Below are 12,793 nucleotides of genomic sequence, written 5' to 3' on the forward strand. Positions count from 1 at the left end.
GGCGAGGATGGAACCGACGAGGGCATCACCGGGTTCATCGTCCACTATGATCCGGCAAATGGCGTTGCCCCCAAGGGGTTCGAGGTCGTGGGGCGGGAGCGCACATTGGGGTTGTGCGGTATGCCCGAGGCCGAGTTGAAATTCACCGATCTTGAGGTCGAGAGCCGCTTTGTCCTGCAACCGCCTTCGGGGTTCAAGCGCGGGTTTGCCGATCTGATGACCGCCTATAACAGCCAGCGCGTCGGGGCCGGGGCGGTTGGTATGGGTATCGCCGCCGGGGCTGTGGATCATGCCAAGCGGTACCTGCGCGAACGTGAACAATTCGGGCGTCCGCTGCAGGAGTTTCAGGGCCTGCAATGGATGCTGGCGGATATGGACGCTTCGGTCCACGCATCCCGTCTGATGTTGCGCGAAGCCGCGCAAAGCCTGGGGCCCAGCGGTTTCCCCGACATTATGATGGCAGCCCGGGCCAAGGCGTTTGCGACCGAAGCCGCGATCAAGGTTGTCAACGATGCGCTGCAGATATTCGGCGCGCGCGGATACAGCGCCCGTGAACCCATAGAGAGAATGTACCGCGATGTGCGCATGTTCACCATCGGCGGCGGCACGGCGCAAATCCTGAAAACGCAGGTTGCCGGATCATTGCTGGGCATAAAGACACCGCAGACACGGGACGGGTATCTGAAGCTGGCACAGCGCTCGGAAAGCTGTTGATAGCAGCAACAGCCGGCTGCTCGCAGCTTTGTGATGAGAAATCTTAGAGATTTTGTTGGATTTCTTCCCCAGGTGGGCTGGCCGTCTGCACGGTTTCATCAATCCAACCCGCCTGAAAGGGGTAATCCATTGAAAAATATTTACATTCCACTTTTGTGCAGCGCCATTCTTGCACCCTTTGCGGCGACCGCAGACTCGATCAAGACCGGTTATACCAATGCCGAGGCGCTGTCCGTCGATCCGACGACCGGGGACATCTTCATCTCTGTTGTTGGTGAGTTCGGCGGCAAGGACGGCGACGGGTTCATCGCCCGGGTTGCGAACGGCTCTTCCGAGCCCGAAGTCTTTGTTGAGGGTTTGAACGGGCCGAAAGGATCGCAGATCGTCGATGGCAAGCTGTATGTTGTCGAGGTTGGCGAAGTTCTGATCATTGACCTGGCAACCAAGGAACAGCATTCCATCGCATTGCCCGAAGGTGGTTTCCCGCTGGACCTGTCGGTCAGCTCCAAGGGCGATATCTACGTCACCGACCCGCCGCTTAACACCGTGTATCAGATTTCCGGTGGCGAGGTGAGCGTGTTGATCCAGGACGAAGCGCTGGGCGCGCCGAACGGGATCTATGCCATGCCCATCGGTGATATCATGGTTGCCGGATGGGGCGTGATCACTGACCCCAACACCTGGGCGACCAGCGAAGCAGGCCGCCTGACCCGCATTCGCCCGAATGGCAAGATTTCTGAACAGACGGAACCGTTGGCCAATTTCGACGGCCTGATCCGCCGTCAGGACAGCCGGGGCATCAACTATGTCGCCACCGGCTTCAACGACGGCAAGCTGTACACCGCCGATTCCCATCTGGGGCATTACAGCGTCTCGGACAACTTGGGCGAAGGGATCGCCGACATCGCCTATCATGGCGACACGGCCTATCTGCTGAACTACAAGACGGGTGAGCTTTTCTCGATCCCGGCTGAATAACCCCCGTCAAATTCAGAATCTATCGCCCTCTCCTGCCGAAAGGCAGGGGAGCGTAAGCGCCCCAGCGCCTCGATGAATTTCAGCGGGGACGCACCAATCAAAACGCTTTTACGCATGTGAGCAGGCCGGCATTGTCAGGTTATTGTCGATGACACGCAAGAATGGAGCCGTGCGTTGATTTCAAAATGCGCGCAACCACCTTTGGAGACAAACAGATCGCGGGCTACTGTGCTTGACCGACAGTACAAATGCGGCTTCGCCACAAAGCAACTTTCCTGTCCAGGCGTCTGTTGTTGCGGATGAATCTCTGTTTGAGTTTCTGGAAGTCGATGGTCCAGACTAATTGATGCGTGACGGGCCAGCCATTCCCTTTGAACTTTCAGTACAAAATTCAAATCAGACAAAGCAACAAATCAGGCTCTGTTTCGCGACCTTCTGGAGATGGCTTGGCCTCATTTTTACCAAAGGCCTGACTGTTCACGCAGGAAATGACAGCAAAGATAGCTGTAAGAAATGTGAAGACATAACTGCATTGAGCTTGCCCGTAGTTTATCGTAGCACACCCCCTGCCGGTCGCAGCCTACCCGGATATCAAAACAAGGACTGACATAATGAAAATTGCTTTGGTCTGCTCTGGCGGACTGGATTCCGTATCTTTGGCGCATGTGCTGGCCGAGAACGGCGACTTGTCGCGTCTCGTCTCGTTCGACTACGGCCAGCGCCATACGAAAGAGCTCGACTTTGCTGCCGCTTGCGCCATCCGGTTGGGTGTGCCGCATCACGTGATCGACTTGCGCTCGGTCGGGGCGACGCTGACAGGCTCGGCGCTGACGGATGATCTGGACGTGCCGGACGGGCACTACGAAGAACAGAGCATGAAGGTCACCGTGGTTCCAAATCGCAATGCAATCATGCTGACCATCGCCTATGGCATCGCCGCGGCGCAGGGGGATGACGCGGTGGCGACAGCGGTGCATGGCGGCGATCACTTCATCTATCCTGATTGTCGACCCGGTTTCACCGATGCGTTCGACGCCATGCAACGCGCGGCGCTGGACGGCTATGCGGATGTGGCGCTGCATGTGCCGTTCGTACACCGTTCAAAGGCCGATATCGTGGCCGAAGGTGCGCGGGTGAACACGCCGTTCGATCAGACATGGTCCTGCTACAAAGGCGGCGATCTGCATTGCGGGCGCTGCGGCACCTGCGTGGAGCGGCGCGAAGCATTTGATCTGGCCGGTGTGCCCGACCCGACGGTTTATGCCGACCCTGAGTTTTGGCGTCAGGCTGTGGAAGGGAAGCGTGCCTGATGTATCGGATCACCAAGGAGTTCCACTTCTCCGCCTCGCATCAACTGACCCATCTGCCGGACGAACACCAATGCGCGCGGATGCATGGGCATAACTACATTGTGGTGGTCGAACTGGCCTCAGCCGACCTCAATCAGGACGGGTTCGTGCGGGACTATCATGAGTTGAAACCCCTCAAGACCTATATTGACGAGACGTTCGACCACCAGCACCTGAATGACGTGTTGGACTGTGTGACCACGGCCGAGAATATGGCCCGCCACTTCTATGACTGGTGCGCGGCACGCTGGCCGGAAACGGCAGCGGTAAAGATATCGGAAACACCCAAGACCTGGGCCGAGTACCGGCCATGACCCTGCGCATCGCTGAAATCTTTGGCCCCACTGTTCAGGGCGAAGGGGCGCTGATCGGCCAACCTACCGTATTCGTGCGATCAGGCGGGTGCGATTTTCGCTGTTCGTGGTGCGATAGCCTGCACGCGGTCGACAGCGCCTTTCGCCATGACTGGACCGTGATGAGCACCGAAGATGTCTGGGCCGAGGTTCAGAACCTATCCGGTGGGAGACCTCTGACCGTGTCTCTGTCGGGTGGCAACCCGGCTATTCAGGACTTTGGCCCTTTGATCCAGCGCGGTCTGGAGGAGGGTTATCGCTTTGCCTGCGAGACCCAAGGTTCACTCGCAAAGCCCTGGTTTTCAGACCTTGAAATGCTGGTCCTCAGCCCGAAACCACCCAGCAGTGGCGAGCAGATGGATTGGGTCGCGTTCGACGCCTGTCTGGCCGTCCGCCCCGCCAACACGGTACTCAAGATCGTGATCTTCGACGATACTGATTTCCGCTGGGCGCAGGACGTGGCCGGGCGCTACCCGGAGCTTCCCCTGTACTTGCAGCCCGGCAACCCGGAAACCGACCCCGATCTGCCGGTCGATCTGAACGACGCCACCGGACGGCTGGAATGGCTGATCGACAAGACCCTGAACATCGGATGGTTCACCCCGCGTATTCTGCCTCAGCTGCATGTGCTGGTCTGGGGCAACAAGCGCGGCGTTTAAACGAACTGGAGACGGATATGAGTGATATCTACAGCAACCTCACCCAATTGGGCGGTGACACCGTGTTGCCGACCAACCCCGAAGAAGCCGTTCTGGAGCGTGTGCAGAACCCGCAGGCCGACGTGGATTACAATGTGCGTTTCACCGCGCCCGAGTTCACCTCGCTCTGTCCGATGACGGGGCAGCCGGACTTTGCCCATCTGGTGATCGACTATGTGCCCGGCGACTGGTTGGTGGAAAGCAAGTCGCTGAAACTGTTCCTTGGTTCGTTCCGCAACCACGGGGCATTTCACGAGGATTGCACCATCTCGATTGCACGACGCCTGCAGGAGTTTCTGGAGCCGCGCTGGCTGCGCATCGGTGGCTATTGGTATCCGCGCGGCGGCATTCCGATTGATGTCTTTTGGCAAACCGGCCCCTTGCCCGAAGGTGTCTGGATTCCGGATCAGGGCGTTCCGCCCTATCGCGGACGGGGCTGAATACGCAGCTGCGAACCCGGTGAGGGTCCGGGCGTGAATTGATCTTCAAGCGGTCAAGGGCGTGGAGTCATCGCCTTCCGGGTCGTTGGGTCTTGAACCCGGCTCTGGCCGCCGGATACGCATCTCGGGGAAACTCGGCGTTTACGAGTTCGGGTGGGACGGCTAGATTTGACGTCAACGCGTGTTTGCGATGATTTGTGATCTGGATAACCAATGCCCATCGACCTGTCTGTCGAGCATAAACTTGCCGCGCCTCCACGGGTCAAGCGCCGCACTTTGCGGATCATCGGAACAGATGTCACGCTGCTGGAAAGCGTTCGCCAGATGGCCATGGCAGACCTGCAGTTTGACATCGAATATGAATCTCTGGACTTCCTGACCTGCCAGCGCCGCGCGGCAACACATCCCGAACACTATGATATTTACGAGCAGTGTTTTCATAACCTCGACATTGTCTGGCATTGGGGGGCCCTTCAGCCGATTGATACCCAGCGCATCACGGAATGGGGCAATATCGGTGATCTTTCCAAGCTGGGCGGGGTCAGCAAATACATGCGACAGGGCTATGGCGACGCCCCGGTGCGCAAGCTCTACGTTCAGCCCGATGGGGTGATCGGACAACAGCCCATGCGGTATATTTCGATGCTGCCGACGGCCCATAACGTCGATTCATTCGGATTTGACCGCCGCGTCTTTGGGGATGAAGGTCCGGAAGGGTCAAGCTGGGCGTGGTTGCTGGACAAGCGCGCCAAGGGGCGGATCGCAATCGTGGACGAACCCGCGATTGGATTTTTCGACGCGGCTTTGGCGGCTGAGGCCAGCGGTGATCTAAGCTTTGTTGATATCTGCAACATGACGGTGGATGAAATCGACAACCTGATGGCGCTGCTTGAAACGCTCAGGCAGCAGGGGTTTTTCTGCGACAGCTGGAAATCGGCTCAGGATGCCGAGGCTTTGCTGCATGCCGAAAAGGTCGCGGCGCAAAGCATGTGGTCGCCGTCCTATGGAAATCTCGGACCCATGGAAGAGCATTTTGTGGAAAGCGTTCCCCGCGAAGGGTATCGCGCGTGGCATGGCGGGGCATCACTTGCGCGGCACCTGACCGGGACCAAGCTTGGCATGGCCTATGAATACCTGAACTGGTGGCTGACGGGCAAGGCCGGGGCCGTCATGGCGCGGCAGGGCTATTACATGACCGTTCCCGAAAATACGCGGCAATATCTGACCGAGGATGAATGGGATTACTGGTACGATGGTCAGATCGCCCGGTCGGACCTTGTCGGCACCAGCGGCCAGACCGTTGTCCGCAAGGGGCGGCGTCGCGCAGGCGGGGCCTATCATCAACGGGTGAGCCGCATTGCCCTGTGGAATACGGTCATGGACGAATATAACTACGCCGCCCGGGCCTGGAATCGCTTTATCTCGGCAGTCCGGGAGGGCAAGCCATGAGCCGGGCATCGGGGATACGCGGGCAGGAACCGCTTTATGAGGTCATCAGCCAGATCCTGCGGCGCAACATCGAATCCGGGCGCCTTCCCCGGGGTCTAGTGTTGATCGAAGGGCCAATTGCACGGGTTATGCTTACCAGCCGCGCGCCGGTTCAGGCCGCCCTGCGCAAACTGCATGAAGAGGGGCTGATCCACCGTTTTCGCGGCCGTGGTTATCTGGTGGGGCAGGCTGACCTCGACCCGATCCGACGGCCTATCAGTGAATTTCAGTTGGATATCCCCGATCGCTCCAGATCGGCGCTGGCGATCCGTGGCACATGGATGCGTGTTTATGATCAGGTCGAAGCTGATGTCGCCGCCTGTCAGGTGTTTGGAGAATTCCGGCTGATTGAAACCGAACTGGCCGATCATCTGGGTGTCAGCCGCACGGTCGCCCGGGATGTTCTGAGCCGCCTGAACGAACGCGGGCTTATTCGCAAGGGCGCGTCCTCGCATTGGTTGGCGGGTCCGCTCACGGCGCATGTTCTGCGCGAAAAGTACCAGCTTAGCGCGATTGTCGAGCCTGCCGCGCTGACCCTGGCTGCGGATTTCATCGAGCCTGCCGAAATCAACAAGGTGCGCGATCAGATCCGACAGGGCCTGACCCGCGAATCCGACGCCTATGAGGCGGCGTTCCAGAAACATTGCCTTGAAAGGGCGCCAAACACCGCCTTGGTCGAGATGATCCGCAACAACCGGCTGTTGCTGTCATCGGTAAACGAGGCGCTGAACCGTCTGGGCCTACCGGCGGACCACGTCGCCGTCGATCAATATCGCATCCTGTTTGATCTGATCGGCTCCCGTCAGATCAGCGCAGCTGCCGAGTATCTGAAAGAGCATTTGCGCCTACTGGCGGACAAGAATGTGGCGCGGCTGAAAATCGTTGCGCTGGTTCCCGAAGCGGAAGCGATTCCAGAATACCTCTCACCACTATAATTGAATTCAGTATCCGATAATCATTTTATAATCTGACCATTTCAGATTTATACAAAGAAAATTTCCATTTGAGCGGTGTTTTTTCGCAAAAGATGGATATTGACGCATAAATAAATGCAAACTTTCATACGAAGTGCGTTTTAATCAGGTGCGCCTGAAAGCTCTGCTCTGACGTCCGGGCAAGAGCACGGAATGGACATGAAACTGTCTGCGGCCTGAATACCTAAAGAGGAAATGAATGGGTCATACGGAATCCATCTTCAGGCTGGACAATGTCTCGCGGCAGTTTGGCGAGTTGATCGCATTGAACGACATTTCGTTCGAGGCCGCACAGAATGAATACATCTCTTTGCTGGGGCCTTCGGGGTCGGGCAAAACGACCCTGTTGCGCGTGATGGCAGGGTTCGAGAAACCCGATACCGGTCGCATTCATTTTCTGGGTCAGGACATCACAGATCTGCCTGCCCATAAGCGCGGGATCGGGTTCGTGTTTCAGAACTTCGCGCTGTTTCCGCACCTGAGTGTTTTCGAAAACATCGCCTTCGGGCTGCGCAACGGTATCGAGGATGTTGCGGGCACCGAAATCGATACCCGCGTCCGGGACATGGTTGGTCTGGTCGGGCTGGAAGGGTTGGAAGATCGCGTACCCGACCAGATTTCCGGCGGTCAGAAGCAGCGCGTGGCCCTTGCAAGAACCCTGGTCATGCAGCCGAAACTGGTGCTGCTGGACGAACCGCTTGGCGCCCTGGACGCCAATCTTCGCAGCCGTATGCAGACCGAGCTTCGGCACATTCGTGAGCGTCTGGATGTCACTTTCCTGCATGTCACCGGCAGTGAGACCGAAGCACTGGCCATGGGCGATACCGTGGCGGTTCTGGATCAGGGGCGCATCATCCAATCCGGCACCCCCGAACAGATCCACGACACCCCGGCCAGCTCGGATGTGGCCCTGTTCCTGAACCGGTTCAACCTGTTTGACGGGACCCTCTCGGACAACACTTTCCGGGGGCCGTTCGGTTCGGCACCTGTGCAAAACGCACGGCACAACGACACGGATGTCTATGCCATCCGCTATGACCGCACGAAGGCATTCCGTAAGGGCGACGCGCTGCCCGGCCCGGCCTTGCCTGCCCGTTATCTGGCCAGCGAATATCTGGGGTCGTCGGTCATTTCGTTCTTTGAAACCGCCGACCACAAGCAGGTCGAGGTCGACCACCATCTCAGCTTTGGTGACCCCGGCGAATACGAGGTCGGGCAGGACTACATCCTGTCCTGGGACCCCGAGCATGCCATCGTATTTGGTAGGGAGGCCGCGGCATGAGCACCACCGCGCCGTCCACTGAACGCAACGGATATACAAGCTGGCTGCTGGCGCCGGGTGTGTTCTGGATGATCCTGTTTCTGGTCGCCCCGATCATGATGATCGTCTACGTGTCGTTCTGGACGCAGACCACCTTTGCCATCAATTCCACCCTGACGCTGGACAGCTGGAAGAACTTCTTCAGTTCCGAGGCTTATGTCGGGGCGCTCTGGACCACGCTGCGACTTTGGCTGATCGTCCTTGCGCTGACCTTCATCATCGGCTACCCGGCTGCGCTGTTTGTGGGGTTGCTGGTCAAAAGCAAGACCGTCTCGACGGTGCTGCTTGTCCTGTGCGTGATCCCGTTCTGGACCTCGTTCCTGATCCGGGTGCTGGCCTGGCGACCAATGCTGGGCAAGGAAGGGGCGATCAACATTATCCTGCAGGAACTGGGGCTGATCGACAGCCCGATCGAGGTTCTGCTGTTCTCCGAGCTTTCGGTGATTATCGGCATGACGCAGATCTATGTCGTGTTCATGGTCGGCCCGATTGCCTTCATGCTGGGCCGCATCGACCGCAACATCATCGAGGCCGCGCGCGATCTGGGCGCGGGCTTCGGGCGCATCTTCTGGAAAATCATCTTCCCGCTCAGCCTGCCGGGTGTCGTGGTGGGCGCGATTTTCGTCAGTGTGATGGTTCTGGGTGAGTTCGCAACATCCGGCGCGCTGTCGGGCCGCAAGGTGAACCTGCTGGGCAATATCATCGTCACGCAGGTGGGCTCGCTCAAATGGGCGATGGCCTCGGTTGTGGGGGTTATCCTGACCATTCTTCTTGGCATCGTCGTGGCCGGTTTCCTGCGCATCGTCGACCTGAAAAGCGAGCTGTGATCATGGACTCCAAGCTCCTCAAACCCGTTCTCGCCGTCTACGTCGCCGCGTTTATCCTGTTCCTGTATGGCCCGTTCATCGTGCTGGGTATCCTTTCCTTTCAGCAGGGGCCCGAGGGCGGGCCGCAATTCCCCATCATCGAATGGTCAACCTATTGGTACCGGCACTTGTTTGGCCTGACGCCACCTTCGCGCATCGCACCGCTGCCGGTGGGCGAGGCATTGCTGCGGTCGCTGACACTGGCCTTCATGACGATGGTCACCGCCACGGTTCTGGGTGTAATGGCAGCGCAGGCCTTTCGCCGCCGTTTCAAGGGGGCGGGCATCGTCTTTTACCTGATCGTTCTGGGCATGATGGTGCCCGGGGTTCTGACTGGCCTTGGGACCTCGTTGCTGGCCAACAACGTTGTGGGTGTCGAGCGTCATTGGTGGACAACCGCCTTTGTCGCGCATGTGGTCTATACCTTCCCCTTCGCCTTTCTGGTGATGCTGGCGATCCTGAATCGCTTTGACGGCTCGGTCGAGGAAGCGGCGTGGTCGCTGGGTGTCTCCCCCGCGCGCACGTTCCGCAAAGTGACCTTCCCGCTGATCTTTCCCGGCGTGTTGTCGGCGATGCTGTTTGCCTTCACGCTCAGCTTTGATGAGTTCCCGCGCACCCTGTTTGCGTCGGGCCGCGACCAAACCTTGCCGCTGGCCATCTACGGAACTTTCTCGGTCGAGATTCATCCCAACATCTTTGCCTTCGGTGTGATGACAACGCTGTTCTCATTCTCGCTGCTGGCGATCTACGGCATCCTGATGGGCCTCAGCGTGCGGCGCGCCAAGAAGATCGCGATGCAGGAGGACATCTCATGACCATCGCGATTGTCACAGGCGCCGGGTCCGGCATCGGGCAGGCCATTGCCGAAAGGCTGGCGGGCGATGGTTATCAGGTGCTGATTAACGACCATGACGCCAGTGCCGCCGATGCAACGGTGGCACGGATCGGCCCGGCGGCTGCGGCCCATCATGGCGATGTATCCGATCCCGCCGATGTCGCGGATATGGTGGCGCAGTGCAAACGGGCCTTCGGCACGCCGACACATCTGGTCAACAATGCCGGGCATGTCCATCAGGCCAGCTTTGCCGATCTGTCGATAGACGAATTCGACCGCATGATCGCCGTCCATCTGCGCGGGACATTCCTGTGCACCAAGGCCGTTCTTCATGAAATGTTAAACGCGAATAAAGGCTGCGTGGTCAATGTGGCCTCGCAACTGGGGCAGATCGGCGGTGTTGAGCTGGTTCACTACTCGGCGGCCAAGGCGGGCATTCTGGGCATGACGAAAGCCCTTGCGCGTGAGGTATCGGCAAAGGGGATACGCATCAACGCCGTCGCCCCCGGCCCGATCAACACTCCGCTGGTGCGTGCCCTGTCGCCCGATTGGCAGGCGGCCAAGGCGGCCGAGCTTCCGCTGGGCCATTTCGGGGAACCCGGGGACGTGGCGGACACGGTCGCGTTTTTGTGCTCGGACGCCGCGCGCATTTATGTCGGCCAAACCCTCTGCCCCAATTCAGGAGACGTGATGCTATGAGCGATACCGTGTTCATCACCGGAGGCGGCATCGGCATCGGTCGGGCCTGTGCGCATGCCTTTGCGGCACAAGGCGACACCGTGATTGTGACCGACGTGCTTGAGGCCGAGGGCCAGGCCGTCGTCGCCGAAATTCAGGCCGCAGGCGGCAGCGCCGAGTTCCATCCCCTGGACGTTCGCGATACGGCGCGCGCAAATGCGCTGGTCGCTGATGTCGAAGCACGCCATGGGGGCGTTGACACAATCGTCGCCAATGCAGGCATCGCCCATCGGGTGCCGCTGGACAAGCTGACAGATGAAAAGTGGGACCACACCTTTGACATCGACCTGAAGGGCATGTTCCGGGTGATCCGCCCCGCCATTGCGGGCATGAAAGCGCGCGGTTCGGGAAACATCGTCTGCCTGTCCTCGATCATGGGTGTCGCCTATGGCTGGGATGAACATGTTCACTATTCCTCGGCCAAGGCAGGCGTGGTGGGATTGGTGCGCGGTCTGGCCGTTGAACTGGCCCGGGACGGCGTGCGCGTGAACGGTGTGGCACCGGGCTATATCCGCACCGCGCAACTTTTATCCGAAGAACATTCGCTGGGGCCCGCCGGGGCAGAAACCGCCGGAGAGAACATTCCGATGGGCCGCATTGGAGAGCCTGACGACATCGCGGATGTCGTTGTTTTCCTTGCCTCAAATGGGGCGCGGTACCTCACCGGACAAGTGATTGCTGTAGATGGTGGCCTGTTGGTCGGACGGTACTGAATACAGCGGGGCCACCGGCCCAAAACCAAGAACAAAGACACTCGACCTCAACAAGGAGAAAAGACATGAATACGTATTCACGACGGAAATTCCTCCAGACAACTGCAGGGGGTGCAGCACTGGCGGCGGGTGGAATGCCGTTCCTTGGCGCGCAACAGGCGTTCGCTGCCAATCTGGGAGATCAGGAACTGCGCACTGTCGGCCTGTCGGTCACGGTTCAAGAGCGCATCCTGAACGATTTCCAGCAGCAATCGGGTGTGGCCTCGGTCAACGGCAAGGCCGATATCTTCCCGAATACCCAGACCGAGATCCTGTCCGGGACGGACGCTTATGATTGCTGGGAAATCATCGGTGAACGGCTGGCCGCGATGGTTGCAACCGACAAGCTGGCCCCGGTGACCGCAAGTGATCTGAAGAACTGGTCGGGCATCCGCGATACCTTCACCACGGCGTCGGATCGTTGGGACCGCAATCGCCAGATCGTCGGGCAAATCTGGGAGGACGACAGCCAGACGCGCCTGAACATGGTGCCGACGGTCTATAACTATGACTCCATCGGATATCGCCCCGACCTTGTGGATGCGGAAGAAGCGTCAACCTGGGCCGCGTTGTTCGATCCAAAGTTCAAGGGCAAGACCGGCCTGAACGTGGATCCGTTGATTGCCTTTGGTCAGGCTATTCTGGCCATGAACGCGCTGGGCCTGCTTGAGGTCGAAAACCCGGGCAACCCGGATGCGGCATCTATCGAAGAGGCCTCGAAATTCCTGATCGCAAAGAAGAAAGACGGCCAGTTCCGCGCCCTTTGGGGTGACTTTGGCGAGTTGGTGAACCTTCTGGCGTCGGGCGAGATGATCATTGCGGATGCGTGGCAACCGGCGGTTATGGCGGTCAAGGCGCAGGGGGTCGAGTGTTCCTATGCAACGATGAAAGAAGGCTATCGCGGCTGGTCCATCGGTATATCGCCGCTCAAGACATCCCCGAACCTTGAGGCGGTAACGGCCTATGCCGATTACTGGCTGTCCGGCCCGCCCGCCATCGCGGTGTCGGAACAGGGCTATTACTCGCCCACCACCAACGTCAAAGCCGTCATGGACCCCGACAAATATGCCTTCTGGTACGAGGGCAAGCCTTGGGTCGGCGCCACCGAGCGCGGCATCAAGGAAGGCGACCTGCGCGATGGCGGTTCGCTGGAAACCCGCGCCGCAAATGTCGCGTACTGGCATCAGTGGCCGGATGAGTACGACCTGCTGATCCAGAAATGGGACGAGTTCCTGTCGGCCTAAAACATCAAAGGTTCAGCCGGGACCATCGGCTGAACCTCTTCCC

14 protein-coding genes are annotated in these 12,793 nt (G+C 59.0%); all 14 read left to right on the forward strand.

Annotated elements, in window-relative coordinates:
* A partial coding sequence (locus tag MPJ51_RS02875; RefSeq protein WP_298381520.1) for an acyl-CoA dehydrogenase occupies positions 1-714 on the forward strand: 714 nt, incomplete at its 5' end.
* Between the two features lie 129 nt (positions 715-843).
* The gene (locus tag MPJ51_RS02880; protein ID WP_298381521.1) at positions 844-1,692 is read left to right on the forward strand and encodes a hypothetical protein; all 849 of its coding nucleotides are present in this window, start codon (positions 844-846) and stop codon (positions 1,690-1,692) included.
* A 611-nt stretch (positions 1,693-2,303) separates the two neighbouring features.
* Positions 2,304-3,002: a 7-cyano-7-deazaguanine synthase QueC gene (gene queC, locus MPJ51_RS02885; protein WP_298381523.1), complete on the forward strand. Its 699-nt coding sequence runs from the start codon at positions 2,304-2,306 to the stop codon at positions 3,000-3,002.
* The gene (gene queD, locus MPJ51_RS02890) at positions 3,002-3,355 is read left to right on the forward strand and encodes a 6-carboxytetrahydropterin synthase QueD (RefSeq protein WP_298381524.1); all 354 of its coding nucleotides are present in this window, start codon (positions 3,002-3,004) and stop codon (positions 3,353-3,355) included. Before queC ends, queD begins: the two co-directional genes overlap by 1 nt.
* Positions 3,352-4,053 (forward strand): 7-carboxy-7-deazaguanine synthase QueE, encoded by a 702-nt coding sequence (gene queE / locus MPJ51_RS02895; RefSeq protein WP_298381525.1) that lies wholly within the window; start codon positions 3,352-3,354, stop codon positions 4,051-4,053. Before queD ends, queE begins: the two co-directional genes overlap by 4 nt.
* Positions 4,054-4,070: 17 nt before the next feature.
* The gene (queF, locus tag MPJ51_RS02900) at positions 4,071-4,532 is read left to right on the forward strand and encodes a preQ(1) synthase (RefSeq protein WP_298381526.1); all 462 of its coding nucleotides are present in this window, start codon (positions 4,071-4,073) and stop codon (positions 4,530-4,532) included.
* 213 nt (positions 4,533-4,745) lie between these two features.
* Complete coding sequence (locus MPJ51_RS02905) at positions 4,746-5,981, forward strand: extracellular solute-binding protein (RefSeq protein WP_298381527.1); 1,236 nt, start codon at positions 4,746-4,748, stop codon at positions 5,979-5,981.
* Positions 5,978-6,955, forward strand: a complete 978-nt coding sequence (locus MPJ51_RS02910) for a GntR family transcriptional regulator (protein ID WP_298381528.1) — start codon at positions 5,978-5,980, stop codon at positions 6,953-6,955. The genes MPJ51_RS02905 and MPJ51_RS02910 overlap by 4 nt, the downstream gene beginning before the upstream one ends.
* A 238-nt stretch (positions 6,956-7,193) precedes the next feature.
* A complete protein-coding gene (locus tag MPJ51_RS02915) occupies positions 7,194-8,276 on the forward strand; it encodes an ABC transporter ATP-binding protein (protein WP_298381529.1) in 1,083 nt (360 codons plus the stop codon).
* A complete protein-coding gene (locus MPJ51_RS02920) occupies positions 8,273-9,142 on the forward strand; it encodes an ABC transporter permease (protein WP_298381532.1) in 870 nt (289 codons plus the stop codon). The genes MPJ51_RS02915 and MPJ51_RS02920 overlap by 4 nt, the downstream gene beginning before the upstream one ends.
* A 2-nt stretch (positions 9,143-9,144) precedes the next feature.
* Positions 9,145-9,996 carry an ABC transporter permease gene (locus tag MPJ51_RS02925; RefSeq protein ID WP_298381534.1) on the forward strand — a complete coding sequence of 284 codons (852 nt, stop codon included), beginning with the start codon at positions 9,145-9,147 and terminating at the stop codon, positions 9,994-9,996.
* The gene (locus MPJ51_RS02930; protein WP_298381536.1) at positions 9,993-10,715 is read left to right on the forward strand and encodes an SDR family oxidoreductase; all 723 of its coding nucleotides are present in this window, start codon (positions 9,993-9,995) and stop codon (positions 10,713-10,715) included. Before MPJ51_RS02925 ends, MPJ51_RS02930 begins: the two co-directional genes overlap by 4 nt.
* A complete protein-coding gene (locus MPJ51_RS02935; RefSeq protein ID WP_298381538.1) occupies positions 10,712-11,467 on the forward strand; it encodes an SDR family NAD(P)-dependent oxidoreductase in 756 nt (251 codons plus the stop codon). The genes MPJ51_RS02930 and MPJ51_RS02935 overlap by 4 nt, the downstream gene beginning before the upstream one ends.
* A 65-nt stretch (positions 11,468-11,532) precedes the next feature.
* Complete coding sequence (locus tag MPJ51_RS02940; RefSeq protein ID WP_298381540.1) at positions 11,533-12,750, forward strand: extracellular solute-binding protein; 1,218 nt, start codon at positions 11,533-11,535, stop codon at positions 12,748-12,750.
* Positions 12,751-12,793: the final 43 nt, after the last annotated feature.

Source organism: Ruegeria sp. (genome assembly GCF_028066395.1).
Classification (GTDB): domain Bacteria; phylum Pseudomonadota; class Alphaproteobacteria; order Rhodobacterales; family Rhodobacteraceae; genus Ruegeria.

What these genes read in the sequence shown, in the direction of transcription:
- MPJ51_RS02925 (WP_298381534.1), top strand. Translation starts at nt 9,145, where the DNA reads ATGGACTCCAAGCTCCTCAAACCCGTTCTCGCCGTCTACGTCGCCGCG.
- MPJ51_RS02920 (WP_298381532.1), top strand. Translation starts at nt 8,273, where the DNA reads ATGAGCACCACCGCGCCGTCCACTGAACGCAACGGATATACAAGCTGG.
- MPJ51_RS02910 (WP_298381528.1), top strand. Translation starts at nt 5,978, where the DNA reads ATGAGCCGGGCATCGGGGATACGCGGGCAGGAACCGCTTTATGAGGTC.
- queD (WP_298381524.1), top strand. Translation starts at nt 3,002, where the DNA reads ATGTATCGGATCACCAAGGAGTTCCACTTCTCCGCCTCGCATCAACTG.
- queC (WP_298381523.1), top strand. Translation starts at nt 2,304, where the DNA reads ATGAAAATTGCTTTGGTCTGCTCTGGCGGACTGGATTCCGTATCTTTG.
- MPJ51_RS02940 (WP_298381540.1), top strand. Translation starts at nt 11,533, where the DNA reads ATGAATACGTATTCACGACGGAAATTCCTCCAGACAACTGCAGGGGGT.
- MPJ51_RS02915 (WP_298381529.1), top strand. Translation starts at nt 7,194, where the DNA reads ATGGGTCATACGGAATCCATCTTCAGGCTGGACAATGTCTCGCGGCAG.
- MPJ51_RS02905 (WP_298381527.1), top strand. Translation starts at nt 4,746, where the DNA reads ATGCCCATCGACCTGTCTGTCGAGCATAAACTTGCCGCGCCTCCACGG.
- MPJ51_RS02930 (WP_298381536.1), top strand. Translation starts at nt 9,993, where the DNA reads ATGACCATCGCGATTGTCACAGGCGCCGGGTCCGGCATCGGGCAGGCC.
- MPJ51_RS02935 (WP_298381538.1), top strand. Translation starts at nt 10,712, where the DNA reads ATGAGCGATACCGTGTTCATCACCGGAGGCGGCATCGGCATCGGTCGG.
- queF (WP_298381526.1), top strand. Translation starts at nt 4,071, where the DNA reads ATGAGTGATATCTACAGCAACCTCACCCAATTGGGCGGTGACACCGTG.
- queE (WP_298381525.1), top strand. Translation starts at nt 3,352, where the DNA reads ATGACCCTGCGCATCGCTGAAATCTTTGGCCCCACTGTTCAGGGCGAA.